Origin of the sequence: Arthrobacter sp. UC242_113 (assembly GCF_044054585.1) — a bacterium.
In the GTDB taxonomy this organism is placed as follows: domain Bacteria; phylum Actinomycetota; class Actinomycetes; order Actinomycetales; family Micrococcaceae; genus Arthrobacter.
In genome coordinates this window covers 2,720,902-2,746,426 of record NZ_CP171968.1, presented here as the reverse complement: position 1 = coordinate 2,746,426, position 25,525 = coordinate 2,720,902, and the positions used below count along the sequence as shown (strand labels likewise).

Sequence of the window (25,525 nt, the reverse complement as noted above, 5' to 3'; positions counted from 1 at the left end):
GCCAGTGCGGCTGGCGGTACAAGCACGGCGGGAATCCCGCTGCCCGAACCTGACATGGCCCCCAGCATAAGGCCGGTCTGACGTCCCGCGGGGGACGGAAAAGGGCGGCCAGCCGTTGCTCTGGACCGCCCGCACTGCGTCAATGGAACCAGACGGAAAGGAGGGCCGGCCAAATGAAGATCTTGCTGCTGACCGCCGGCTCGCGCGGTGACGTGGAGCCTTTTGTCGCGCTTGCACGGTCCGCCGAAGGCAGGGGGCATCAGGTTCGGCTGGGCATTCCGGACCACTCCGGCGTGAACACGGACGGCATCGACACGGTCAGCCTGCATATGGACTTCGCGCAGCTCATCGATGACCAGGGGGTTTCCCCCAGGGCCGCGGCCAGAACGTTCAGGACGGTGATCCGGCCAGCCATGGGCCGGCTGCTGTTTGCCGCCGTCCAGCAGATCGTCACGTTTGCTCCAGATGTGGTGGTTTATCACCCGAAGATCCTGAGTGCGCCGGTCGCCGCCAACAGGGTGGGAATCCCGTCGGTCATTGTGGAGACGGTCCCCTCGGTGTCCCGGACCCGGGAGTTTCCGGCGCCGTACATCACTCCCGTCAACTTAGGGCCCCTGAACCGTGCCACCTATCTGGCGGCACCACTCGCTGCGCTCATGTTCCGGAGCGGGCTGGACGCGGCCTTTAAAGAACTGCCTCCGGGACCGAACCGGCGGGGAGGACAACGGGTGTCGATGATTCCGGTGAGTCCCCAGCTGCTGCCCCGGCCCCACGACTGGCCTCCTACTGTCCATCTCACGGGCTACTGGGACGGAAAGCCCGCGCCCGTCGGTGCCGATGCGGAGCTGGAGGACTTTATCGACGGCGGGAAGTTCGTCTACGCGGGCTTCGGCTCCATGAAGGCCGGTGACGCCAGGGAACGAGGCGAAATTGTCCTCGAGGCAGCTCGCCGATGCAGCCTGCGCGTGCTCGTCACTACCGGGTGGGGAGGCCTGGACATCCCCACCACAGCACATGAGGACGTTCTGGTCAGGGAATCAGTGGCACACGATCATGTCCTGCCCCATGCGACGGCGGCGATCCACCACGGCGGGGCGGGGACGGTCCATGCGGCAGCCAGGGCCGGGGTCCCGTCGATCGTGGTGCCTTTCATAGGAGACCAGCCGTTCTGGGGGCATCTGCTTCACCGCCGCGGCCTTGGACCGGCACCTATCCCGTACCGGAAACTCACCGCGGACCGGCTTACTGACGCCATCGGCAAGGCAGGGGACTGCCGCCACTATGCCGCACAGGTAGGAGAGCGCGTGCGTGAAGAGGACGGCGCAACTGCCGCTGTTCATGTTCTGGAGAATCTGGCGGGCTGACCCCGGGCCACACCTCGACGCGAAGCCCCCAGCTCCGACACCGGGCGGTCCAGCAAGGTTCTACCGTCCGGGCCAACCGGTCGCGGCGAGGAGGCGGCTTTCAAGAACATCCGCCATGGTTGTCGCGTAGGTTGCACTGAGGTGGTTATCGTCCAGGTAGACGAACATGTTGCCTACCTGGGCCGGGCAGGAAGTCTCCGTGCACAGCCTGTCCGTCATGTCGAGCAGGGACAGTCCGGCAATTTTTCCTATCAGCGGGCTGAAAGCTGGGGTTTCGGGAAGGACTGATTCCCGTGGCGGATTGCATGCCGGGTCGTTGGCGCCTTTCGACATGACACATTCGGCCATGTTCTGTTTGAAGCGCGGGTTGTCACGGATGCCCACCACGTCGATGCCGTCGGCTGTGAACTGTCGCGCCAGTTGCTCAAAGCCTGGCGCGAGGCGCTCGGCAGGCGAAGAAGGGCTCGCCGCCGTCGCTACCGTCACGATGGCATCGGGCCTAGTTTGAGCGATGTATTTGTCCACCTTCCGGTTGAATGGTTCACATTCAGCTGCCAGCCCAGAAGCCGGCGGGGCGTACACGCAGCCGCCTTTCAGAACGTAGTAAAGCAGCCAGTTGTTCTTCTTCGCCACGGGTGCCAGCGCCCCCATCCATTGCTCGGCGTGGGAATTGCCGAGCACCAGGATTTTCTTGGCCGGCTTCTCGGGTCCCTTCGTTTGCCCGCAGGCCTTCTGAAGAAGCCCGGGGCCGGGGGCCAGAGGACCCTCGCACGGTCCATCAAGTGAGGCGAAGTCTTTGCTGAGCCGGTCGGCCGTGGGCAGGACCCCGGCGTCCGCATCAGCCTTATCAATGAAACCGGGATCCAGCGCCTTGGAGCCGGGGTTATTCCGTTCGGCCTCGAGTAGAAGGGTGCGGTTCTCCTGGTCAAGCACGTACTTCCAGCCGCTCAGCGGCACAACGGCGATGGTCCCGGCAGCCAGCACGGCGATGATGGCACGGCGCCGCCTGGCGTCCGGCCATGCCCATTGACGCCAAGGCTTCTCGATGAACCGCGTGGTAAGCGCGGCGAGCAACGACGATGCTGCCACGACTGCTGTGCCTGACAGCCAGCCCGCGTGGTCCTTGCCTGACCAAATCAAATAGATGACCAGGACCGGCCAGTGCCACAGGTACAGCGCAAATGAGTTGTCGCCCAGCTTCACCAGTGGGCCGGAGCTCAGGAGCCGGTCAACCCCGTAACGGCTGCCGGTCTGCCCCGCGACGATGACAGCAGAGGCCGCCAGGATGGGCCACAGAGCAATGAAGCCCGGAAAGGCCGTTTCAACGTTGAGCACGAGGCCGCAGGCGAGCATTGCGGCCACACCCGTCCAGCCCAGCCATACCCGGATGGGGCGTGACAGGTTGAGGGTGGGCAGCACCAGCGCCACGAGGGAGCCCAGTGCGAACTCCCACAGCCGCGCCCCCGTGTCGAAGTAGGCCTGTGCTTGGTTGGTTGCCGTGTAGTAGACCGAAAAGGTCAGGGACACCGCGAACACGGCGCCGAAGATGTACAGCAGCAGTCCGCGGTACCGGAGTCTGAAGGCCTTGGCGAGGATGGCTGCGGCGACGAAAATGAGCGGCCACAAGATGAAGATCTGGCCCTGGATGGAAAGCGACCAGAAGTGCTGAAACGGGCTAGCCTGGCTGTGGTCCGCGGCATAGTAGTCAACAGCCTGAGCCTTCAGCAGAAAGTTTTGGCAGTACAGCAGGGAAGCCCAGCCCTGGTCGATGATGGCCGTCCAACGGGTCTTCGGGACGAAAAGGAACGTTGCCAGCAGGGTTGCGGCGATGACGACGGCTGACGCGGGAAGAAGTCGCCTGAACAGGTGTAGCCAGTGGCGGAGGAGATCTATGGGCGTTTTTCGGTCGAACTTGTTTGTGAACTGCAGCGTCATCAAGAATGCCGAGATCATAAGGAACACGTCTACGCCCCCGGAAACCCTGCCAAACCACACGTGGTAAGCGACCACCATCAGCACTGCCAAAGAGCGAAGTCCCTGAATTTCCGGCCGGAACGACGTCTTCGACTTCGAGGCCTCAGCCCTTGGGCGGAGACGTCTGGTTGGTGCGGGGGAATCGACGGACGTCACATGTACCTTTCGGGGCTGGCACCCTGCCTCGGGCGCACCCTATGCTACCGTCGCCGGCCGCGCCCCCTGAATTGTCCCGGTCTGCACGCAATACCGCCCCATAGCTGGGTCCCTTGCACTTGGCAGTTTGCTTGACGCACTTCGCCGCTTCCGCATATCCTGAACGAACGGTCGGTAAATAATCTTTCCGGTACGGACAGAGATCCAGTACGGACGTGAATGCATAGGAGCAACCATGGCAGCGCAGAATCTGCAGTCAGTGCCTGACCAGCCGGCAGCCCCCCGGGAAGCGACAAGCCAGGACCAGCTGGAGGCCGACGGCCAGGCGTATTTTGATCGCGTCATGGCTGACGACTCCCGTATTGAGCCCAAGGACTGGATGCCGGCCGCCTACCGCAAGACCCTCCTGCGCCAGATCTCCCAGCACGCGCACTCGGAGATCATTGGCATGCAGCCGGAGGCCAACTGGATCAGCCGGGCCCCGAGCCTGAAGCGCAAGGCCATCCTCATGGCCAAGGTCCAGGACGAGGCCGGCCATGGGCTGTACCTGTACTCGGCCGCGGAGACGCTGGGCCAGTCACGGGACCAGATGATGGACGACCTCATCGCCGGCAAGGCCCGCTACTCCTCGATCTTCAACTACCCGGCCCTTACCTGGGCGGACATGGGTGCCATTGGCTGGCTGGTGGACGGCGCCGCGATCTGCAACCAGGTGCCGCTGTGCCGCGCCTCGTACGGCCCCTACGGCCGTGCCATGGTGCGCATCTGCAAGGAAGAGTCCTTCCACCAGCGCCAGGGCTTCGAGATCCTGCTGGAACTCTCCAACGGCACGCCCGCGCAGAAGCAGATGGCCCAGGACGCCGTGAACCGCTGGTACGCCCCGGCGCTGATGATGTTCGGCCCCCCGGACGACGATTCCCCTAACTCCAAGCAGTCCATGGCCTGGAACATCAAGCGTTTCAGCAACGATGAGCTCCGCAGCCGCTTCGTCGGCATGATGGTGGAGCAGGTCAGGGTCCTGGGCCTCACCCTCCCGGACAGCGAAGTCCGCTTCAACGAAGAGACGAAGAAGTGGGAACACGGCCCGCTTGACTGGAACGAATTCAAGGAAGTCCTGGCCGGACGCGGCCCCTGCAACTCGCAGCGGCTTGAGCGCCGCCGGCAGGCGCACGACGACGGCGCCTGGGTCCGCGAGGCAGCCGCCGCTTATGCGATGAAACAGGTTAACAAGCAGAAGGAATACGCAGCATGAGCCCCCACGGCAACCCGGAAGAGCCGGCAAGCGCGGCCGCAGAGATCAAGCGCGAAGCGCCCAAGGCCAGCCCGGCGCCCGCACCCGAAGATCACCATGACAGGAGCGCCTGGGGCCTCTGGGAGGTCTTCGTCCGGTCCAGCCGCGGGCTCTCTCACGTGCACGCGGGCAGCCTGCACGCGCCGGATGCCGCCATGGCCCTCCGCAACGCGCGCGACCTCTACACCCGTCGCAACGAGGGCGTGTCCATCTGGGTGGTTCCGGCGGACGCCATCGCCTCCAGTGACCCGGACGCCAAGGGCTCGTTCTTCGAGTCGCCGCAGGGCAAGGACTACCGGCACGCCACGTACTACACCAAGAGCGAGGGAGTGAAGCACCTGTGACGGCTCCCGAGACACAAGAAACAACAGGCCACGGCGACATCTCCGTCGGCGTCGCCGGTGCCGGTGCCTCAGGCGATGGAAGCGCCAGCGCCACCCGCATCACCCCGGGCAACGCGCTGCGCCCGGAGGACATCGCGCTCGAGGTCCGCACCGGCCTGGCCAAACCCACCGCGGACGTGGCCGAGTACGCGCTCCGACTGGGCGACGACGCCCTGATCCTTGCCCAGCGCCTGGGCCACTGGATCTCCCGCGCCCCGGAGCTGGAGGAGGACGTGGCCCTGGGAAACATCGCCCTGGACCAGCTGGGCCACGCCCGGAGCTTCCTCAGCTACGCCGCCGGCCTCGACGACAAGACCGAGGACGACCTCGCCTACTTCCGCCGCGAGCACGAGTTCCGCTCCGCGCACCTGTTCGAGCAGCCCAACGGGGACTTCGCCGTCACCATCGCCCGGCAGTTCGTGGTGAGCTACTACCAGTTCGAGCTCTACCGCCGGCTCACCGAATCCACGGACGCCACGCTGGCCGCCATCGCCGCCAAGGCCGTGAAGGAAGTGGACTACCACCGTGACCACAGCACCCAGTGGGTTCTCCGCCTGGCCGGCGGCACGGACGAATCCCGTCGCCGCACGATCAACGGCTTCAAGCTCATCTGGCCGTACGTGGGGGAGCTCTTCGTGGACGACGAGCTGACCACCCGCCTGACGGAGGCCGGCGCCGGCGTCGAGCCTTCCAGCCTGAGGGCTGACTTTGACCGCCTCATCGGCCAGGTCCTGAAAGAAGCGGAGCTCGAGGTCCCGGACGTCCCTGCAGCGCCGGGCGGCGGACGCCGCGGCCAGCACTCGGAACACCTGGGCTACATCCTCGCCGAGATGCAGGTGCTGGCCCGCGAGCATCCCGGAGCAAGCTGGTGACTGCCGTGTACATCTCGGACTTCGAGACCCGGACGGGGGAGACCACCGCCGAGCAGAAGGCCTGGGCCGTCGCCGCCACCGTGTGTGATCCGGAGATCCCGGTGCTCACCATCGAGGACCTCGGCATCCTGCGCAGCGTCCAACTGTTCGACGACGGCGGGCCGGTGCCCGCTGTCCAGGTCACCATCACACCCACGTACTCTGGCTGCCCGGCGATGGACGCCATCCGGGACGACCTCAAGGCCGCCTTCCATAAGGAGGGCTACCCCAGCGTGCACGTGGAACTGGTGCTCGCCCCGGCCTGGACCACCGACTGGATGACCGAGTCCGGCAAGGCCAAGCTCAAGGAGTACGGCATCGCACCCCCCACCGGAAAAGCAAGCCTCGGCCACAACGGCCCGGTCCGGCTGAGCCTGGCCGTGAAGTGCCCGCAGTGCTCGTCGCTGAACACCAAGGAACTCACCCGCTTCGGTTCCACCTCCTGCAAGGCGCTGTACGTCTGCCAGGACTGCAGGGAACCGTTCGACTACTTCAAAGTCCTGTAAGGAAAAGCCCATGCCCGTTGTCCGCCAGACCGCAGCCGAATCGGCGCAGGCCGCCGGCCGCCGTCGTCCGTCCTTTCATTCCCTCACCGTCGCGGAGGTGCGCCGGCTGACCGAGGACGCCATCGAGGTGACCTTCACGGTGCCGGCCGGGCTGGCCGGGCAGTTCGACTACCTGCCGGGCCAGTACGTGGCCCTGCGCACCACGCTCCCGGACGAGTCCGGCGAGCCGAAGGAGATCCGCCGCAGCTACTCCATCTGCGCCGAGCCGCGCAGCTTCGCGGACGGGAGCAGCGAGATCCGGGTGGCCATCAAGAAGGACCTGGGCGGGCTGTTCTCCACGTGGGCCAACGCCGAGCTCAAAGCGGGGGACACCCTGGACGTGATGAGCCCGATGGGCGCGTTCGTTTCCAAGCACGGCCGGGACGGGCAGGCCGTGGAGCAGAACGTCATGAACTCCATGAACCACCCCGAGGATCTGGCGGGGGAGCCCGGGAGCTTCGTGGCCATCGCCGCGGGCTCGGGCATTACGCCGGTGATCGCGATCGCCCGGACATTGCTGGCCGCCAACCCGGACACCCGGTTCGACCTGATCTACGCCAACAAGGCCGCCATGGACGTGATGTTCCTGGAGGAGCTGGCGGACCTGAAGGACAAGTACCCGCAGCGCCTGGCGCTGCACCACGTGCTGTCCCGCGAGCAGCGGATCGCGCCGCTGCTGAGCGGCCGGATCGACGCCGAGAAGCTGCAGGCACTGCTGGGCACCGCCATCCACGCGGACGATGTGGACGAGTGGTTCCTGTGCGGGCCGTTTGAACTGGTGCAGCTGTGCCGGGACACCCTGGCCGAGCGCGGCGTGAAGCCGGAGCACATCCGGTTCGAGCTGTTCACTTCCGGCAAGCCGGACCGGCCGGAGGGCAACGCGGGCCGTCCCGTCATCGAGGACGAGTCCCAGGAGACGTACAAGATCACGTTCAAGCTGGACGGCCTGCAGGGCGACGTGGCCAGCCCCACGCACGCCCGCGAGTCCATCCTCAACGCCGCACTGCGGGTCCGCCCGGACGTGCCGTTCGCGTGCGCCGGGGGAGTGTGCGGCACCTGCCGCGCCAAGGTGGTCACCGGCACCGTGACCATGGACGAAAACTACGCGCTGGAGCAGGACGAGCTGGACAAGGGCTACGTCCTAACGTGCCAGTCCCACCCCACGAGCAAGGAAGTCACAGTCGACTTCGACGTGTAGTATTCCGTCCCGCCCTTCCCGGTCTCAAAGGAGCAGCCATGATTTCCCTTTCCATTGCCGACGGCGTCGCCGAAGTGGTCCTGAACGCCCCGCAGAAGCTGAACTCGCTGGATGAGGAGGCGCTGGCGGAACTGTCCCAGGCGTACGACGACGCCGCTGCCGCCGCCTCCCGCGGTGAGGTGCGGGCGCTGCTGCTCAGGGGAGAGGGACGCGCCTTCTGCGCGGGCCGGGACATCGCCGGCGTCACGCCGGAGAGTGACGACGCCGAGGCGTACCTGGGCGGGCTGGTGCAGCCGCTGCTGCAGAAGATGAGCTCGTTCCCGGCACCCACGTTCGCGGCCGCCCAGGGCGCTTGCCTCGGCGTGGGGCTGGGGCTCCTGCTGGCGACGGACGTGGTGTACGTGGCGGAGAACGCGAAGTTCGGCTCGCCGTTCGCCAAGCTGGGAGCCACGCTGGACTCGGGCGGCCACTGGTACTTCACAGAGCGGCTGGGAATGCACCGCACGCTGGACCTGATCTACACCGCGGAGCTGATCTCCGGCACCGAAGCCGTGGCCCAGGGCATGTTCAGCCGGGCCCTGCCGGCGGACGAGCTGCTCGATTCAACCCGTGCGATCGTGGCCAAGGTTGCAAACGGCGCGACAGGTGCATTCAAGGCCAGCAAGGAGCTGGTGGCACATATCCGCGACCACCGACTGGGCTTATGGGCGTCGATGCAAGAGGAGAACGCCGAGCAAGCGCGGCTGTGCAAGACGGAAGACTACGCGGAAGGGTTCAAGGCGTTCCAGGAAAAGCGCGAGCCCAAGTTCAAGGGCTGATTGAGCAGGATCCGCTGATTGAGCCTGTCGAAATCAAGGGCGCCGCTGGTTGAGCTTGTCGAAACCACCGGCTCGCACCCACTCCTCCACAACCCCCAACACCCAAACCCCAAGCATCGCCCCGGCAGTATTCGCCACGATGTCCATGGCGCTCGGAAACCGGTCGTGCAAAAACAGCTTCTGGCCGAGTTCCATGCAGCAGGAAGCCAGGAACGCGCTCAGCACGATCCGTCCACGATGGAATGCCGGGAAAGCCAAAGCGGCGAGCACCCCAATGGGCGCAAACAGCAGGATGTTGGACGAGAACTCCACGAAGTTGTAGTTGACCAGCTCGGGAAGCCCTGAGCGGTGGAGGGCAAACAATGCCGTCTGCAGGCGCCCGGCCACAGGACGGTCGACGGGCGTCGGCCAGAAGGCTACAAAAGCAAGGGCACCCACGTAGAGTGCCAACAGCGCTCGTGCAGGTGCTGCGGCATCGGCTCGGCTCCATTTCCCCATACGGAAAAGCTACGCGAGTCGCTGTCCGACCCCGAATTCAGGGTCCAGAATTTCACTTTTTGCAAGTCAATTTGTAAAGTTCGTCCCATGACATTGGGGAAATCAGTTCGTAAGGCACTTATTCCGGCAGCCGGCCTGGGGACGCGCTTCCTGCCCGCCACGAAGGCGATGCCGAAGGAAATGTTGCCGGTGGTTGATGCGCCGGCCATTCAGTACGTCGTTGAGGAGGCCGTCGGCGCTGGCCTGAAAGACGTGCTCATGATCACCGGCCGCAACAAGCGGGCCTTGGAGGATCACTTCGACCGGGCTCCCGCTCTGGAGCGCACTCTGGAGCTGAAAGGCGACCAGGTTCGTCTCGACGCGGTCCAGCATGCTTCTGGTCTGGGACCAATCCACTACGTGCGCCAGGGCGAGCCCAAGGGTTTGGGCCATGCGGTTCTGTGCGGCCGTCAGCACGTCGGTGACGAGCCGTTTGCAGTGCTGCTCGGCGATGACCTCATCGACGAGCGAGACGAGCTCCTGACCACGATGATCGAGGTCCAGGCCAAGACGGGCGGATCAGTGATTGCCCTGATCGAGGTGGACCCGTCTCAGATTAGCGCATACGGCTGTGCGGCCATCTCGGTGGTTGATGGCGAGGACTACGTCCGCGTGAACAGCCTAGTGGAGAAGCCGTCGCTGGACGAGGCACCGTCCAACTTGGCCGTCATCGGCCGTTATGTTCTTCACCCTGCCGTTTTCGATGTTCTCGAGGAAACCGAGCCCGGCCGAGGCGGCGAGATCCAGCTGACCGATGCACTGCAGACGCTTGCTGAAGACGCCGGAGAGGGCGGCGGCGTGTATGGCGTCGTCTTCCGTGGCCGTCGCTACGACACCGGGGACAAGCTGAGCTATTTGAAAGCTGTCATCACGCTAGCTACGGAGCGTGCCGAGTTCGGCGAAGACTTGAAGGCGTGGATGAAAGAATTCAACGGATAGGCGCCCTTAAAAACCGCGAAACAGGGAAGCCCCGACGACTGTCGGGGCTTCCCTGTTTGCATACACGATTCCCTAAAGCAAAGAGGCGGGCTAGTTCCGGAATTCCAGAACCAGCCCGCCTATTCAAGTGCAGAGCTTAGTGCTTAGGCAGATGCTTCAGCGTTAGCCCGACGGCGAACGACGACCACCGAAGCAGCGCCGGCGGCGAGTGCGCCCGCACCGACGAGCGACCACAGCACGAGGCTGGAGTCTGCACCGGTGTTGGCCAGGCCTGCACCGGTGTTGGCCAGGCCTGCACCGTTACCGCCGGTGTTGGAAAGGCCGGTGCCCGTACCGGCAGCCTCTACAACGGTGACGCTCTGAGTGACCTTGTGACCGGACGTGTTGCCCACGGCGGTCAGGGTGTAGGTGCCTGGTTCGCTGAGGCTCAGCGGGAACGCGAAGGATCCGTCAGCAGCTGCAGTCGTAGTGAAGGTCTGCGGAGCAGCCAACACAGTGATCTTGGACGGAACCGACATTGCGGCACCGCCTGAGAAGCCGCCACCCAGTGCCTGCGGAGCAACGGTGAGCGTAACGGTGATGGTGATGGTTTCGCCAGCCAGGAATCCCGTCCCCGAGAAGGTGAATACCTGACCCGGAGTGACGGTTCCGTCAGTGACGGTTCCGGTGCCCGTGCCGGGAGCCGGGTAATTGTTGGTAGTGGCAAAGGCCGGCGCGGTGCCGGCGAGTGCGATGGTTCCTGCAAGCGCGAGCGCAGCAATAGACTTCTTCATTTGTCCCCCCTGAGACCTTTTCAACACGGATGTCACATATTGTGGAGATTCCCCATCCCCATGTGACCGTGGGGCGAATCTCGTGGTTTAACCCAAGGAGAGATTAGCACCCCAACTGCGGTGGCTCCAAAGTGAATCCAAACACTTTACATACTGTTAATGAACTGGCTACGCCGCTGGAGCGCATTCAGCCGCTTGGGGCGCCAAAATCACGTCTTTTTGCGCCTGCACGGTGGGCGTCACGGAAAGCTTCGGTGCCGTGCTCTGGACGATCTTGCCGAAGGTAAACTCGACGGTTTTGCTCTCCCCAGGGGCGAGGCGGACCGTAAGCGATCCTACGGGTCGACTAGCGTGCCGGTTGGACGCGAAACCGGTTTTCTGCTGGCCCACCAATGCCGACTCGATATTTGACTGCACCGGGCCGTAAGCAGTGACATTCGTCTGGACTATTCCTGCGGGTACACCAAAGATGCCCCCGCCGGTCACATAAGTAGGCAAGGACGTAGCCGCGTCCTTTGGAGCCGTGTTTGTGCTGGTGACCCGGACCTTGACTTCTGTGTAGCCGTCCGCCGGACACTGCGTAAACAGTTGCACAGTCCGCTTCACGTGGTAATCCATTTTTGCCCCAGTGCCGTCATTGAAATAGACGCCAAATTGCGCGGGGCTAATGGCTCCTCCGGTTACAGAGCCGCCCAGTGGGTACTTGGAGATTACTGCCTGGTCGTCGGCATCGGCTGACCACACTTGTAATCTGTGTTCCTCGGCGCTTCGCGTGAGACCGTCGATGAGTTTTGCGGTGTCGCCGCTTCCGGTCGACAGCTTCGCAAATACTTTCTCCGCCACCCCAGCAAAGTAAGCATCCTGTAACTCGGGTTCATTAATTTTCGCGTACACGTCCGAAAGCAGGGTCGGGACGATGTTCTTGGCGGTCAGCTCTAGAGGCAATGCTCCATCGCTCAGATCTTGCACGGGCTGATCAGTGAGTTGAATAGGTCCCGTAGCCTCTAGCATGTATCCGAGCGCTACAGGATCAACAGAGAGGACGCCGTCGACTTTCTGACCGGATCTCATTTCCCACATCGATTTTGCCGTTTTAGCTGCTGTAGGGAAGTCCGGAGTTAGGTTCACATCCTGCATGAACTTGCCCAAACGGGTCGAAAAAATTGCCTGCTGCTCGGGGTCGACGTCTACGCGAGGATTGAATATTCCCATCGCTGATGCGCTTGATTGGGCGCCCAAGGATAGCTTGCCTTGGTGGACTCTCAACACCGCGAGCGCACCAGGTATTCCACCGGTAGCCCTTAGTTCGGCATTATTCTGAATCAGCAAAAGGTAGCTGCGTGGGGTTTCGTCGCCCATCATCGTTGGGAGAATCTTGGCCACGTCGGATGCTGAGTCGAGGCCATCACGCAAAGAATCTAGTTCTTCTCGCGCGCCGGCTAGCGGGGACGCGATCTGCGGCATGAGTTTGTTCGCATCGATGGCGTTTAAACGATCCGAGGACTGTCGAACGGCTTGGGCTGCTGATGCCAACTTTGGGTGAGCGGCGGCCAGAGGTTTCAGGTCGAGGCCTTCACCATTGGTCTTCAGTGATTTCCAGTCGATGGTGCTGAAAACGCCCACCAAGGGCGCTGCTCCGAGACGAGCGATATCGTCTGCTGATGTCGCGATTTCGGCCGTTGCCTCAAAGTTGACTCCGATACCAGGTATAGCTCCTGCCATGATCCACAAAGGGTCAGACGCGGCGCCGCGTGCTTTTGCCGTGTGCTGCATGAGCTCTTCTGCGGCGCTCTGCGCCGCTGCAGAGTTTCCCTTGACGAGGTTACTCCGAAGGTCAGGAACGATCGCGTTGGCCGCATTCAGCTCGCGACTAATCGTCGAAGCGGTGAAACCAACCCATGCTGCGGAGGCCAGAGCCACGACAGTAAGCAGCGCCACCAATGTGCCTACTAAGAAAACGCGACCAGTTGTGAGAGTCCGTGCGCCTGTCCCTTGTGCTTTGGCTCTCTCGGCCGTTTGACGCTGAGACGACGACACTCTCAGGCCCGCCCGAGTCCTCTGAAAGTCCAACCTGCTGCCCGCCACTTTTCTGGATCGAGGACGTTCCGGCCGTCAAGAATCCTTTGGGATACCATCACAGAACCAACGTCGTGCGGGTCTAGTTCGCGGTACTCATTCCACTCTGTGAGCAGGAGCAACGCATCAGCGCCTGATATGGCTGCATCCAATTGCCTCTCGTAATGCAGTTCGGGAAAGCGTCTCGCTGCATTGGCCAGTGCCTTAGGATCGGTCACCGTCACTACAGCACCCTGCAACTGAAGCTGAGCCGCGATGCTTAGGGCTGGGGAATCGCGCACGTCGTCGCTTTCGGGCTTGAAAGCGGCACCGAGAACGGTGATGCGTCGGCCGAGCAGGGAGCCGTCGCATAATTCACGTGTCAGCTCAACCACGCGTGATCGGCGTCGCATATTAATGGCGTCCACTTCGCGCAGGAAAGTTAGGGCTTGGTCAGCGCCAAGCTCCCCCGCTCGGGCCATGAAGGCCCTGATGTCCTTAGGCAAACATCCGCCGCCGAAACCAATGCCTGCGTTAAGGAACTTTCGGCCGATACGGTCGTCCATGCCTATGGCGTCGGCAAGGCGGGTAACGTCTGCGCCGGCAGCCTCGCAGAGTTCCGCCATAGCATTTATGAAAGAGATCTTGGTGGCTAAGAAGGAGTTGGCTGCAACTTTAACCAACTCGGCCGTTGGTAGGTCTGTTACCAGTCGAGGCGTCCCTGCCGAAATTGGCTTGCTGTACACGGCGTCGAGAAGAGCAACAGCAGGATGGTCCTCGGAACCATCAAAAACGCCGTATACGAACCGGTCAGGTTGCAGAGTATCCGCGACGGCGTGGCCCTCGCGCAGGAATTCGGGATTCCATACCAAATGAGCCGAAGACTGCTGCTGGGCTACTAGGTCTGAGAGGCGCCCCGCGGTGCCAACAGGAACGGTCGACTTGCCGACAACAACGCTGTGTGGTTGGAGATGCGGCAGCATGGCCGTTACGGCAGCGTCGACATAGGTCATATCAGCTGCGTTTTCACCTTTTTTCTGCGGCGTTCCAACGCAAATGAAGTGAATTTCGCTCTCGGCAACTGCGCCCATGTCGGTCGTAAATTTGAGGCGACCAGTCTTTTGCACTTCCATGAGGAGTTCTTCGAGACCCGGTTCGTAGAACGGCGCTCTAGCTGCCGACAGTTCGGCTATCTTCATCTCGTCTACATCGATGCCCACGACATCATGGCCGAGCTTGGCCATGCAAGCGGCATGGACGGCGCCCAGATATCCGCAACCTATTACTGAAATGCGCATTTATTTTCCTTCCCCAGGTGGCTGTCCATGGGACGTCTAGTAGGCGCCTGTGCTGCGAAATACAGCGCGGACGGTTCGGAGGATGATGATCAGATCGCCAGCCAATGACCAGTTCTCCACGTAGTACAAGTCCAGGCGTACAGAGTCCTGCCACGACAAGTTGGACCGCCCGCTCACCTGCCAGAGCCCCGTGAGCCCCGGCTTGACGAGTAGTCTTCGCCTGACGTCCTGCTCATATGCTTCGACTTCCCTGGGCAGGGGCGGTCTCGGTCCCACAAGACTCATGGACCCGGAGAAAATATTGAACAGTTGGGGTAATTCGTCCAAACTGAATTTACGCAAAATCCGGCCGATTCGCGTTACACGAGGGTCATCCTTGATTTTGAAAAGGACGCCGCCCCCTTCATTCTGTCCTAAAAGATCAGCGAGTCGCTCTTCCGCGTCGGGTCGCATCGAACGGAACTTCAACATCCTAAAATGTCTGCCTTCCATGCCCACTCTTTCCTGTCTGAACAGGACCGGCCCGGCTGAATCTAGTTTGACTAATGTTGCTACTACCAGCATCAGCGGAAAGGCAGTAATAATGAGCATTCCTGACACCACAATGTCGAAGAGTCGTTTTGCGACCCGCTGCCCTCCCTCCAAGGTGGGCGTCGTCACATGTATAAGAGGTAGACCTGCGACCTGCTGGGTGTGAATTCGGGGACCGGCCACGTCAGTTAGCGCAGGTGCCATAATCAGGCCCACATTTTGAGCTGCAAGCTCCCATCCGAGGTGCCGCAATGTCTGAGGATGGAGTTGTACGCCAGCCGAGACCGCCACAGCATCTGCCCGGCAAGTTTCGATCGCTCGCATGATCGAAGCAGTGCTTGGTTCATGGCCGAGCACTGGCAGCCCTTCCACTCGTTCTGTAGGTAAACCGGGCTGTTGACCAGGCGTATAAGCAGCGATGGGGACGTAGCCAGCGTGCTTTGATGCTGTGAGTGAGTTCGCAAGATGAGCGACCGCGCTGGGGCCACCCACCAACAAGACGTTGGACATACTTAATCCGCGATTGCGGTCCATGGTCAAATGCTGCCGAAGAAGCCAGCGGCCAGCAAGAAGTCCGCATAGTCCCACTGGCAGGGCCACACCTACGTAGCCCCGAGCCGTATCAATGCGTAGGACATACGAAACGATTGCGATGAATCCAAACAACCAGAGGGAAGCGGCCGCTACTTGCTTATATTCGTCAGCCCCAGAGCCAAGCACGCGACTGCTTCGACTACTCCATGCCGAAAGCATCACCCACCAAGTGACTGCAAGCGCTAGCGATATCAAAACATATGCTGTGTCAATGCTTTGGACAACAGATTGGCTGTCCAGACCGAAACGAACTACATACGCCCCAGATACTGCCCATGCTATGACGAAGGCATCTACAAGCGCCAACCGTCGCGAGTAGCGCACACGCCAACTCGGACTGCCCCCCATTTCGATCTCCATCCGTGCCGGACCCCGAGAGCGGCTTGCCCCCCGACTGAGATCATAGCTAAAGACAGCCCCCTGGTCTGATTGATGACTAACTTGCTCGCCCTAAGCATCTGGTGTCGAGCCGGCTGACGGACAGGTGGCCGTGAGAGTTCTTGAGCACCGCAACAGTTTAGGCATCGCACGGTTATGCGGCTACGCTTGCCCCAAGAGTCAGCGATGTCTCATGGCTGTAACCGCATAACGAGTGTGTTCATGGCTGGACATGGGAACCTGACAAACTCTCCGCATGCAGATTTTTAGAAACAAGGGGGCAGTGTGCCTAGAGCACTTATCACTGGAATTACGGGACAGGACGGCCTCTACCTTGCCGAACTGCTGCTCGAAAAAGGCTACGAGGTATTCGGTCTCATTCGTGGGCAGAACAACCCGAAGCTGGATTTGGTGCAGGCTACCGTCCCTGACGTAAAGCTCATCGCCGGGGACCTGTCTGATGTCGCCGGACTCACTCGAGTGTTAGCTGCAGCTCAGCCCGACGAGATCTACAACCTTGGAGCGATTTCATACGTCGCATACTCTTGGGAAAACGCGTCCCTTACGTCCGATGTAACCGGTAAGGGCGTCCTCAATATGCTTGAAGCGACTCGCCAATATGCAGGGTCGGAGCCGGGTAGCGTTCGTTTTTATCAGGCTTCTTCTTCTGAAATGTTTGGAAAAGTTCAGGAAGTACCTCAGAGCGAATCGACATTGCTGTGGCCTCGGTCGCCATATGGCGTGGCAAAAGTGTTCGGTCACTATATGACGATCAACTACCGTGAGTCGTACGGGATGCACGCCTCCAGCGGGATTCTTTTCAACCACGAGTCTCCCCGACGCGGACCCGAGTTCGTCACACGGAAGGTCACGCAGGCTGTGGCCAGAATCAAGCTCGGGATGCAGAACGAGCTTGTTCTTGGGAACCTGGACGCCAAAAGGGACTGGGGCTTTGCTGGCGACTATGTAGAAGCTATGTGGCGTATGTTGCAGCAGCCGGCCGCCGACGACTATGTCATCGCTACTGGAGAGACGCACTCCATTCGCGAGCTGCTTGCTGTCGCCTTTGAGGCCGTGGGTATAAGTGACTGGACCCCGCTGGTCAAGCAGGATCCGCGGTTTATGCGGCCTGCGGAAGTCGACCTGCTGATCGGCGATCCTGCTAAGGCCAAGGCCGTTCTTGGGTGGAAGCCGAGGGTCAATTTTGAAGAGCTAGTGCAGATGATGGTTGAAAATGACCTTCGCGAACAAGCCGCTATTGCCCGCTGAACCGGGGGTTGCGCTCGTAACCGGTGCTAGCGGCCAAGACGGACAGTATCTGACCCAGCGCTTGGCCGAAGAAAACTGGGAAGTTCATGGCGTTGTGAGCTCGAGCCGATCATTTGTGTCCAACAGCAACGCCAACATACGACTACACGCAGTGGATCTGAACGATCGTCAGTCGTGTTTCTCGCTGATTGAGAGCATAAGACCGGATGTCGTCTTCAATCTTGCCGGAATCAGTTCTGTAGCGAAGTCTTGGGAAGATCCTGCAGGAACGATTTCAGTTAACTCGGTTGCAGTTTCGTCGCTGCTTGAGGCCGCCTGGCTCTTCCAACAAGAGACGGGAAGCGATCTTCGATTCATTCAGGCTTCCAGTGCTGAGATTTTTGGCAACGCCGAAGAGGTCCCACAGACTGAATCCACACCAATTCATCCTCTTTCCCCGTACGGTGCTTCAAAGGCTTTTGCCCACCATTTGGTCCAGGTATATCGGGCGAGAGGCCTGTTTGCATCGTCTGCAATCTTGTATAACCACGAATCTCCGAAGCGGCCTCCGCAGTTCGTAACCAGGAAGATTACTTCCCAGGTAGCCCGGATTGCCCTAGGGGTCGGAGAACGCCTCAGATTGGGTAATCTGGACGCTCGTAGGGACTGGGGTTGGGCACCGGACTACGTGGACGCGATGGTCAAGATTGTAATGCACAAAGAACCCGATGACTTTGTAATTGCGACGGGAGTTTCACACTCCGTCCGTGATTTCGTCTCTCGTGCTTTTGAAGTTGCTGGAGTGCAGGACTGGGAGAATTGGGTTGAAGTGGACGAACAATTTGTACGTCCTACGGACGCATCGGAAATGCGTGGAGATCCGGCTAAGGCCCGCACGCAGCTTGGATGGAGCCCGACGGTCCACTTCGACGAAATAGTTGCCCGCATGGTTCAGAACGACATGAAAGTGGAGCGGTTACGGATGGAGCGCACGTTGGCTGAGGGGAACAACGCGTGACCGGCGTCATCGTTCACGAATGGCTTGAGCCGCACGGTGGGGCCGAAAAAGTTGTCGAGGAACTGGCAGGGCTTTTCCCAGATGCGCCTATCCATTGCCTGTGGAACGACGCACCTGAAAGATTCCACCACGATAGAGTGCGTGAAACCTGGTTGGCGAAGACTCCGCTGCGCAGAAAGAAGAGCCTGGCGCTCCCGTTAATGCCTGCCACCTGGCGCAACCTCGGCCATAGCGATGCAGACTGGATCCTTTGTAGTTCCCACCTGTTCGCTCACCACGCGCGTTTCAGGGGTCCGGCGGCCGACGCCAAGAAGTTTGTATACGCGTACACCACTGCTCGCTATATTTGGACACCAGAAATCGACGAACGCGGTCGGTCGCTTCCTGTGCGGATTGCGGCTAAGCCGCTCCGGAAACTGGATCGGACGAGGGCATCAGAACCGGCTGAAATCGCTTCGATCAGCCGGTTTGTTCAAGAACGGATTGAGCGCACGTGGGAGCGAGAAAGTCGAGTTATCTATCCGCCGGTTAATGTTGCGGCTTTTGACAACCGCGAAGAGCCGAACCTAACAGGCCATGAGCAACAAATTCTCGATGAGTTGCCGGAGTCCTTTGTTCTAGGTGCTTCTCGTTTTATCCCTTACAAGCGTCTCGACCTCGCCATCCGTGCTGGAGTCGCAGCAGGTATCAAAGTAGTACTGGCCGGCGATGGCCCGCTTCGGACGGACTTGGAGGCCTATGCGGCGAATCACCCAGGCCTAGTCACTTTTGTCCAAAGCCCCTCTCACCATCTGCTACGGGAGCTGTATCGCAGGTGTCAGGTGTATATTTTTCCGCCGGTGGAGGATTTCGGAATCATGCCTGTAGAGGCTATGGCCACAGGAACCCCAGTAATAGCCTCGCGAGTGGGCGGAGCAGCTGAAACGATCGTCGACGGAGAAACAGGGGTGCTACTGGAATCCTTTGGTGATTCCGATCTGCGCGCGGCCATTTCCGCAGCAGAACGAATCGATCCGGAGGCCTGTCGGTCTAGAGCTTGGAAGTTCGACTCCGAAGTGTTCCGCCTTTCAATGAAAAATTGGATTACCGGCTGATGACGGCGCGTTTCCCTCGTCTCGGTCGACTGCTTGAGAATGCTAGCGGGCGATTGCCGGGTCCGCCTGAAAGCCGCGCTCGTCGTTCTGTTCATGTTCTTGAGGTCGGCGGTCGAGGCGGCGTGTTCCAGCATGCTTTGGCCGTTGCCCAGCAGCTGGCTGCGAGTGGCACTCCTGTAGTGATACACACTGCCAATGACTGCGAAATAGAGCAGGATGGCATCGATTATTGCTTTTGCTTTAGCTGGTTTCGTGGAAAGCGACTGCGATCATTAAGAATCGCACTATCTTTCATCTTGCGAACCCTCCCACATATCGCTGCTAAAACCCGGGGAATTGTTCGGGTGCAGGGCACTTTCAAGGCGCCGCTGACTCTTCTGATGCTTGTCGTACTTAGACTCAGTAGAAGGAGTGCGTTTTTTAGCCCCCATAACCTGTTTAGTCGAAGTGATAATCGTTTTGAATCAAAGGCGATCTCGTGGGCGACCCGCGTTGCTAGCCTGGTCGTTGTTTACAATACGAGTGATGCCGCGAAGTTGTCTGCTTCCAACGTTGCGAACATCAGTATTCCGCTTGAAATGTTCACGCCGCCTATCGATGCACCAACTTTAAGAAGATGGGCCGATATTATCGGCGATAATGGTTTTACAGTCGCGTCCATTGGGCAGATCCGAGCAGATAAGAACATTGGTCTGCTTATAGAAGCCTGTCAGACTGCCGGCGTAAGGCTGGTCGTTATGGGACCCGATGCTGGCGGTGCAGATGCCATTCTGCATGAGCATTCATTCTCGGCTGCGGACGTCCTGTGGCTGGAGGGCTACCATGACCTCAAGGATCTGGCGGCAGTGACTGCAGTAAGTGACTGTGTGGCGTTACCGTACAGTCTTTCGAGTCAATCGGCTGCAGCATCATTGGCCAAGGCGTACCGAACGACAGTGCTTGCCTACTCTACGGGCGGTCTGGTGGAACAGGCCGACGAACTTGTTGACTCTCTTGACGTCGAAACTTGGTCGACGGCAATTAGTAAACTCTCACGACAGTCGGCGAAGCAAAGCGTTATCCCCTCGGACGGCATCGCTCCGATTATTGGGCCCGTTCCGTCTAAATTGCGTCATTCGATAAGGTTGTTCTGGAATGCCTAAGCTGCTTGCTTTCTGTGTGAGTGAAAAGCTCAGTGGCGGTGAGCTTTTCACACTTGAATTGATTCGCTCGCTAGAACGCATCGGCTGGCAGGCTTTGCTACTGACCGATAAGAATTCAGCACTGCGCAGTCGTGCTACAGATATGAGCATTGCGAACGCGCGCGTTAGTATAGGACCGAAGCTCGGCAAACGCAGCTTCGTGCGAACCCTACTTGAATGGCCGGTTAAGTTAGTTCGCTTTAACAGGGTGATACGTGATTCGCCTGAGGCCGTCTTGTTCTTGCAGTATAAATTAGAGCAAATTCTTTGGGCGCTGAGCAGCTTGGAGAGGCCGTCAATTATTCTCGAGCATGGCCCGATTCCCTCCTTAATTTTGCGGATTGCTCCAGTACGTTCGTTATATATCAGAGCCTTGAAAAAGGCTGATCTGGTTTTGGCAGCGTCGATTCCTGCACAGGACTCGCTTCGATCCATCAGTGTTGAGTCGTCGTTGTTGATTGCCGGTACAGATCAAAAACGCATAGAATCGGCGCGAACTGCTACTCAAGATGCCCGTTCCTATCTTGAGGGTAGGGTCGATGCGGTGCGTATTGGAGTTTTTGCAGGGCGTATTACTGAAGAAAAAGGGGTGCTGGACGCAGTCGCCCTAGTCGAGGCACTGGATGATACTGGCCTGGTCATATTCGGTGATGGTCCTGTCGTGGATCAACTGCGCGACGCCATCAAGAGTTCTACCAAGGTGTCTTATGTAGGACCGGTTTCGGACGCGCTCCCTTATATTGCTGCGGCGGATTTCGGGGTTCTACTCACGCGTGATCACGGAGAAGGACGGCCGCTGTTCGGCGTGGAATGCGTCTCCGTAGGTACGCCGCTTGTCACTAGGTCGGGTTCGGCTGCGATCGAGGGTTTGATCGAAGAGTTTGGGGAACAGAGGATCAGGGTTTTGGATGCCGTGAGCGCTGAGGCTTTACGCTCTCTTTTGAACCACCCTCGGCCGAGGGCAATTGACCTCCGAACTTGGGATGAGACAGCCCGCGATTTCGACTCTCTATTCCGTGCGGTCTCGAATGATAAGTAATTTGAGACTGCTGGACTTTGAAGGCCCTTCGCGTTCAGGCGCGGTTCGTTTGTTTGATCCCGTAGGGGGCGCTGGCCGCCGGCTGCAAGTAGGCATCTGAGTCTGTAGTTACTGAAGATTCGTAAGCCGCGGGCGCTTCTGGGGTGGTTCGATCACGCCGTTGATGGCTACAGTGGGACCATTGGAGGCGCCGAAGGTGTCGAAGTAGGCCAAAATTGCTGTCTTCCATTGCTTGACCGTGCTGCCCAGGCGTGAGATCTCGGGGATCGGGCAGGCCGGGAATAAAACCAACGACTTCGTTGACAAGTTCCCTGCCCCGGGCAGGGCTGGCGTGGTTGATGTGGCGGAGCTTCTGGTAGCACGGCCAGGCCGGGGTGACTTCGTGGCCTGGGTCCCCGAGGGTGAGCTTGGCGACGAGTCGGGCGGATCGGTGAGGTGTTCGGCACCTATCTGCAAGGTCCGGCGGATGCCGAAGAGCGGATCACCCTTGCGGCCGAGGTGCCCGAGGGTGTCCTGGTGGACCCGGCGGCGGACCTCATCGACCATGGCTGATCCGAGTTTTTACTACGTGGAAGGCGTCCAGGACGGTGAAGCCTTCGGGCAGTTCATCACGGATCCGTGGCGTTGGCGTAGCCGCGGAGCGGATCCAGCGCGGCCGTCTTGATGCCGGCGGTGAATTCCTCGCCGCATTCTTTTGGCCAGTCGGCGTAGGCTTTCCCGGACCGGCCTGGAACAAGGTCCAGAAACCTGGCGTGCACCTCACCGCGGGCGTCGCGGGAGCGGTCCACGATCCCGGTGACCATTCCAGTGCCGGGCGGGCCGGCGAGGGACCAGACGTGCTCATCGACGCCAGCGCGTCCGCCCCTGTCAGTTTGCCGGCCGCTGCGATCCGCCGGGCGGCCTCTGCCTTGATGGCGTCCCAGGCAGTGTGCCAGGAGACGCGGAGCTGGTGCGCCAGAGCGGAGACCGAGGTGTCGAAACGCTGCGGCCCGTCGGCCGCCCACGTCACGGCCCTGGCAGTGAGATTTGCCGGATCTTCGTGGTTGATGGGGAATTGAGTTCGTGTCGTTGAAGACAAAGGGGCCCGTGTGGCCTTGCTGGGATATGTCCAAGCATTCAACCTGGAACAGGACCACGAGCCCTGCACGAGCCTACCGGGGCCGCAGCCGACGTTGCCACCATCCTCTTCAACCTGCCCGACTTCCGCGTCATCGCCACCACCGTCACTGCTGGCCGCCGGCAGGTCGTCATTGAGACAGACCATCTGCCGGGCTGCCCGGGCTGCGGCATAATTTCGTCACGGCGGAAGGAACGCCGCTTCCAGCGGCTCCGCGATATTCCTGTTGCCGGGACCGTGGATGTGCTCTGGTCCAAGTACCACTGGTACTGCGAAGAACCAGCCTGCGACAGACTGTCGTTCTTTGAATCCACACCACAGGTCCCGGCCGCGCCCGCTCCACCGGTCGGCTCCGCGTCCGGGCTTCGCGGTGTCCTGGAGGATGGTCCGGGCGGCGCTGAACGAGGCGTGTCTGTTGCGGCTGCCCGCCGTGGACAAGCTCAGTCCGCGGATGCTGGGCATCGATGAACACCTGTTCCGGTCGGTGCGCCACTTCCAGGACTCGGCGACGAAGGCCTGGACTCGGTTCGAGCCCTGGATGACGACGATCGTTGACCTGGACAGCGGACAGGTCCTTGGCGTCGTTGACGGCAGGGACCACAGGGTGTGGGGGACTGGCTGTTCGCCCGACCTCTGGAGTGGTGGCTGGCAGTGCAGGTCGTCGCGATCGACCTGTCCGCGGCGTTCCGCAAGGCGCTGCGGATGTGGCTTCCCCGCACTGCTGTCGCCGTCGATCACTTCCACCTGATCTCCCTGGCGAACCAGACGATGACCGAGACCAGGCAGAACCTGTCCCAGTGGGTCAAGGGCCGGCGCGGGCGGGCCGTCGATAAGGCCTGGGTCCGCCGGATGCTCCTCCTGCGCGGCGGCGACACACTCACCCAGAGGGCAGCACACAGGCTGGAAGAAGTGTTCACCGCAGACGATCCGACGGGCAGTCACCAGGCAGTCTGGAAGGTCAAGGAACAGCTCAGGGCACTGCTGCGCACCGGCTCCCTTGGAGGACACCGCGGCAGCGAAAGCCGAACTCGAGGAAATGGTCAAGACCGCCGCACGTCCGGAGGCGAACAGGCTCTTCCGCACCGTCTGCCGGTGGTGGAAAGAAATCGAGGTGCTGATCATTACCGGCGCTACAACGGGCATGGTCGAGGCCAACAACACCGCCATAAAAACATCAAACGCACCGCCCGCGGGTACCGCAACCCAGACAACTACAAATCGGTTATTCTCTTGAGAAGCGCCGTCCGGACGGCGGCATGACGCGCATTCCAGGGATCCATTTCCCCACGAATCACGAAGAGCCGTTTTGCCCGGGGCCCGGGCAACTCGTGCTCTTCGGTGAATGTGGTTCTCGGGCAGTCAGGGTCCGGGCAGCGCCAGACACGCTTGGCCCACAGCCGCACCGGACGGCCGAAACACGGGGTGTCATGGAGCCGGACCTGCCGGCGGCCGTGCCCGATCGCGACGACGCCTTAGTCTGGACAGCCGCTCACAGATTCGGCTGTCTCTACGTGCAGAACCAGGCAGGTCCCGGCCGCGGTGACAGAGCAGACGTGCATACCTTCGACACCAAGAAGCGCGTCTGCCCGCTCGCACCAGCGACCGCACGGGCAGGAAGTAGCATGGGGCATATCAGGGCCTCTTTTTATTTGGAAGCTTGGTCGCTACCAATTCAAAGAGGCCCTGACCTCTCCCTCCCGCACCACGCCGCAGCGGCATCAGAACACGCTCCTGCCCTCGGCGTCAGAGGCACCAACCACGCTCATCTGCGAAGGGCCCGTTAACGTCCTTCTTCGTGTGGACCCTGCGGCCTCGGCACCGACCGGAATCTCAGGTGGTGGCGTCCACGTTGAACGCAGCCACGTTTGAACCGCCAAAACTGGAACTACCAGGGTCAACCCGTAGTACAGATCAAAGCTCGAACCGCCGAGGAAAAATCGAAAAACAGTGCAGAGAATCAGGGCACTCCAGAAGTGGGACCGGAACCTTCGAAGCAGAACGGCAAACAGCATTGTAAATAGTGCCAAGCCAACTACCGCGCCCAGCCATGTTCCAGTTACCAGGGAAAGATAGCCCGCCGGGGATAGGTACTGACCGCTTCCTTTGTACCCCAAGTAAGACGTGCTCAATTCGACGGACAAATCCGACGGCTTATCCGGCCAAATTGCGCGAGGGACAAATGTGGTAACGACGTTTAGTATATCCCACGGCCTTGGTTCCACAATTGGAAGGAGCCGTTCCGAAAATCTGTAGCCGTCAAGAGTGTCCAAACCTGACTCAAACGGCGCCGTAAGAGGATCTTCGAACGTTTGAGAGATAACCTGTTGAGTGCTAAGGCCTGTATCACGAACGACGTTGGCTCGCAATGAAGACATCAAGGCTCCTCCGAAAGCGAGGATTATGATGATTAGGACTGTAATCGTCAACCTCTTCTTTGAACTAAACCGGCGATGCACTAACTCGGACGCGATATATGCGAAAAACAGCACAAAAAGCGGGCTGCGAATATTCTGCGTAAAGAGCCAAAGAATACCGATAGCGACAACAGTCTTGTATTTCCAATCATTGAAACCACGGTAGTAGACGATCACAGCCAGTCCACAGAGGAGAGAAGTCCTGAGCAACGTAGGGATGCCCTGTCCGCCTGCGGCTCGTTCGTCAAGACCCGGTACTTGCAGAAGGATAGTAGCGAGCGCCCCGATAATGATCAGTAACGTTGCCGTGCCACGGGGGTTAATTAGGGCAGCGACTTTAGGCGTTGTGGCCGCTTCCTTTGATCTCCACGCCCAGATCAAAGCCTCAGCAAGGGCGATCACTCCCAGTTCGATTGCCCATTGCAGACATAGGCGATCAATCTCGTCGAGTGTGGGCGCTGAAGTCAAGCCGGCCTTGTACAGCTTACTGGTGATCGCACCCGATGCTTGTAGGTGAGCAGGAACCCAGAGACAAACCAAGTAGATTACGCTTGATATCGCTCGTACGGAAACGCGCTGACCCTGATCCCTGCGGATGGCACGAAAGGCAAAGCCAAGAGATACTGTGGCCACGCAAAGAAAAATCAATTCGCCCAACTTTTACTCCTT

Annotated in this window: 23 protein-coding genes and 1 pseudogene; 15 read left to right on the top strand and 9 right to left on the bottom strand. The window is 60.4% G+C overall.

What is annotated here, in order from left to right:
* Positions 1 to 173: 173 nt before the first annotated feature.
* Positions 174 to 1,364 (top strand): glycosyltransferase, encoded by a 1,191-nt coding sequence (locus tag ACHMXB_RS12425; protein ID WP_395398649.1) that lies wholly within the window; start codon positions 174 to 176, stop codon positions 1,362 to 1,364.
* A 60-nt stretch (positions 1,365 to 1,424) separates the two neighbouring features.
* On the opposite strand, the gene ACHMXB_RS12420 is transcribed toward ACHMXB_RS12425, so the two are convergent.
* Positions 1,425 to 3,494 carry an acyltransferase family protein gene (locus ACHMXB_RS12420; protein WP_395398647.1) on the bottom strand — a complete coding sequence of 690 codons (2,070 nt, stop codon included), beginning with the start codon at positions 3,492 to 3,494 and terminating at the stop codon, positions 1,425 to 1,427.
* A 235-nt stretch (positions 3,495 to 3,729) separates the two neighbouring features.
* Here ACHMXB_RS12420 and paaA point away from each other — a divergent pair, with 235 nt between their 5' ends.
* From paaA to ACHMXB_RS12390, 6 genes are read left to right on the top strand one after another with little or no spacing between them, the layout of a single operon-like run.
* Positions 3,730 to 4,746: a 1,2-phenylacetyl-CoA epoxidase subunit PaaA gene (gene paaA, locus ACHMXB_RS12415; protein ID WP_395398645.1), complete on the top strand. Its 1,017-nt coding sequence runs from the start codon at positions 3,730 to 3,732 to the stop codon at positions 4,744 to 4,746.
* Entirely contained in the window at positions 4,743 to 5,129 is a 387-nt protein-coding gene (paaB, locus tag ACHMXB_RS12410) for a 1,2-phenylacetyl-CoA epoxidase subunit PaaB (RefSeq protein ID WP_395398643.1), read from the top strand. The genes paaA and paaB overlap by 4 nt, the downstream gene beginning before the upstream one ends.
* Positions 5,126 to 6,040 (top strand): 1,2-phenylacetyl-CoA epoxidase subunit PaaC, encoded by a 915-nt coding sequence (gene paaC, locus ACHMXB_RS12405; protein ID WP_395398641.1) that lies wholly within the window; start codon positions 5,126 to 5,128, stop codon positions 6,038 to 6,040. Before paaB ends, paaC begins: the two co-directional genes overlap by 4 nt.
* A gap of 5 nt (positions 6,041 to 6,045) precedes the next feature.
* On the top strand, positions 6,046 to 6,585 hold the full coding sequence (gene paaD, locus ACHMXB_RS12400; RefSeq protein WP_395405260.1) for a 1,2-phenylacetyl-CoA epoxidase subunit PaaD: 540 nt from the start codon (positions 6,046 to 6,048) through the stop codon (positions 6,583 to 6,585).
* Positions 6,586 to 6,595: 10 nt separating this feature from the next.
* Positions 6,596 to 7,822: a 1,2-phenylacetyl-CoA epoxidase subunit PaaE gene (gene paaE / locus ACHMXB_RS12395; RefSeq protein ID WP_395398639.1), complete on the top strand. Its 1,227-nt coding sequence runs from the start codon at positions 6,596 to 6,598 to the stop codon at positions 7,820 to 7,822.
* Between the two features lie 38 nt (positions 7,823 to 7,860).
* Positions 7,861 to 8,640 (top strand): enoyl-CoA hydratase/isomerase family protein, encoded by a 780-nt coding sequence (locus ACHMXB_RS12390; protein WP_395398637.1) that lies wholly within the window; start codon positions 7,861 to 7,863, stop codon positions 8,638 to 8,640.
* A 33-nt stretch (positions 8,641 to 8,673) separates the two neighbouring features.
* On the opposite strand, the gene ACHMXB_RS12385 is transcribed toward ACHMXB_RS12390, so the two are convergent.
* Complete coding sequence (locus tag ACHMXB_RS12385) at positions 8,674 to 9,138, bottom strand: VanZ family protein (RefSeq protein WP_395398635.1); 465 nt, start codon at positions 9,136 to 9,138, stop codon at positions 8,674 to 8,676.
* Between the two features lie 87 nt (positions 9,139 to 9,225).
* Here ACHMXB_RS12385 and galU point away from each other — a divergent pair, with 87 nt between their 5' ends.
* A complete protein-coding gene (gene galU, locus ACHMXB_RS12380; protein ID WP_395398633.1) occupies positions 9,226 to 10,116 on the top strand; it encodes a UTP--glucose-1-phosphate uridylyltransferase GalU in 891 nt (296 codons plus the stop codon).
* Positions 10,117 to 10,259: 143 nt separating this feature from the next.
* On the opposite strand, the gene ACHMXB_RS12375 is transcribed toward galU, so the two are convergent.
* The 4 genes from ACHMXB_RS12375 to ACHMXB_RS12360 all read right to left on the bottom strand — a co-directional run bounded on the left by ACHMXB_RS12375 (position 10,260) and on the right by ACHMXB_RS12360 (position 15,715).
* A complete protein-coding gene (locus ACHMXB_RS12375) occupies positions 10,260 to 10,889 on the bottom strand; it encodes an LPXTG cell wall anchor domain-containing protein (protein WP_395398631.1) in 630 nt (209 codons plus the stop codon).
* Between the two features lie 168 nt (positions 10,890 to 11,057).
* Positions 11,058 to 12,827 (bottom strand): DUF4012 domain-containing protein, encoded by a 1,770-nt coding sequence (locus tag ACHMXB_RS12370; protein WP_395398629.1) that lies wholly within the window; start codon positions 12,825 to 12,827, stop codon positions 11,058 to 11,060.
* A 101-nt stretch (positions 12,828 to 12,928) separates the two neighbouring features.
* Complete coding sequence (locus ACHMXB_RS12365; RefSeq protein WP_395398627.1) at positions 12,929 to 14,242, bottom strand: UDP-glucose dehydrogenase family protein; 1,314 nt, start codon at positions 14,240 to 14,242, stop codon at positions 12,929 to 12,931.
* Between the two features lie 36 nt (positions 14,243 to 14,278).
* Positions 14,279 to 15,715 carry a sugar transferase gene (locus ACHMXB_RS12360; protein ID WP_395405258.1) on the bottom strand — a complete coding sequence of 479 codons (1,437 nt, stop codon included), beginning with the start codon at positions 15,713 to 15,715 and terminating at the stop codon, positions 14,279 to 14,281.
* A 315-nt stretch (positions 15,716 to 16,030) separates the two neighbouring features.
* Between ACHMXB_RS12360 and ACHMXB_RS12355 the strand changes: the two genes are divergently transcribed.
* Genes ACHMXB_RS12355 through ACHMXB_RS12335 form a run of 5 tightly spaced genes read left to right on the top strand, consistent with a single transcriptional unit; the run spans position 16,031 to position 21,325 of the window.
* Positions 16,031 to 17,014, top strand: coding sequence for a GDP-mannose 4,6-dehydratase (locus ACHMXB_RS12355; protein WP_395398625.1), 984 nt, complete (start codon positions 16,031 to 16,033; stop codon positions 17,012 to 17,014).
* Positions 16,980 to 18,011: a GDP-mannose 4,6-dehydratase gene (locus ACHMXB_RS12350; protein WP_395398623.1), complete on the top strand. Its 1,032-nt coding sequence runs from the start codon at positions 16,980 to 16,982 to the stop codon at positions 18,009 to 18,011. The genes ACHMXB_RS12355 and ACHMXB_RS12350 overlap by 35 nt, the downstream gene beginning before the upstream one ends.
* Complete coding sequence (locus ACHMXB_RS12345) at positions 18,008 to 19,105, top strand: glycosyltransferase (RefSeq protein ID WP_395398621.1); 1,098 nt, start codon at positions 18,008 to 18,010, stop codon at positions 19,103 to 19,105. The genes ACHMXB_RS12350 and ACHMXB_RS12345 overlap by 4 nt, the downstream gene beginning before the upstream one ends.
* Positions 19,090 to 20,247, top strand: a complete 1,158-nt coding sequence (locus tag ACHMXB_RS12340; protein WP_395398619.1) for a hypothetical protein — start codon at positions 19,090 to 19,092, stop codon at positions 20,245 to 20,247. Before ACHMXB_RS12345 ends, ACHMXB_RS12340 begins: the two co-directional genes overlap by 16 nt.
* Complete coding sequence (locus ACHMXB_RS12335) at positions 20,240 to 21,325, top strand: glycosyltransferase (RefSeq protein ID WP_395398617.1); 1,086 nt, start codon at positions 20,240 to 20,242, stop codon at positions 21,323 to 21,325. Before ACHMXB_RS12340 ends, ACHMXB_RS12335 begins: the two co-directional genes overlap by 8 nt.
* A 108-nt stretch (positions 21,326 to 21,433) precedes the next feature.
* On the opposite strand, the gene ACHMXB_RS12330 is transcribed toward ACHMXB_RS12335, so the two are convergent.
* Together ACHMXB_RS12330 and ACHMXB_RS12325 are read right to left on the bottom strand one after the other, a co-directional pair.
* Complete coding sequence (locus ACHMXB_RS12330; protein WP_395405256.1) at positions 21,434 to 21,616, bottom strand: transposase; 183 nt, start codon at positions 21,614 to 21,616, stop codon at positions 21,434 to 21,436.
* 317 nt (positions 21,617 to 21,933) lie between these two features.
* Positions 21,934 to 22,128: a hypothetical protein gene (locus tag ACHMXB_RS12325; RefSeq protein ID WP_395398615.1), complete on the bottom strand. Its 195-nt coding sequence runs from the start codon at positions 22,126 to 22,128 to the stop codon at positions 21,934 to 21,936.
* Between the two features lie 920 nt (positions 22,129 to 23,048).
* Between ACHMXB_RS12325 and ACHMXB_RS12320 the strand changes: the two are divergent.
* Positions 23,049 to 23,420: pseudogene (locus ACHMXB_RS12320) on the top strand (transposase); the annotation flags it as partial.
* 58 nt (positions 23,421 to 23,478) lie between these two features.
* Complete coding sequence (locus tag ACHMXB_RS12315) at positions 23,479 to 23,676, top strand: transposase (protein WP_395405254.1); 198 nt, start codon at positions 23,479 to 23,481, stop codon at positions 23,674 to 23,676.
* A 484-nt stretch (positions 23,677 to 24,160) separates the two neighbouring features.
* Here ACHMXB_RS12315 and ACHMXB_RS12310 read toward each other — a convergent pair whose 3' ends face one another.
* Positions 24,161 to 25,513 carry a hypothetical protein gene (locus tag ACHMXB_RS12310; protein ID WP_395398613.1) on the bottom strand — a complete coding sequence of 451 codons (1,353 nt, stop codon included), beginning with the start codon at positions 25,511 to 25,513 and terminating at the stop codon, positions 24,161 to 24,163.
* Between the last annotated feature and the right edge of the window lie 12 nt (positions 25,514 to 25,525).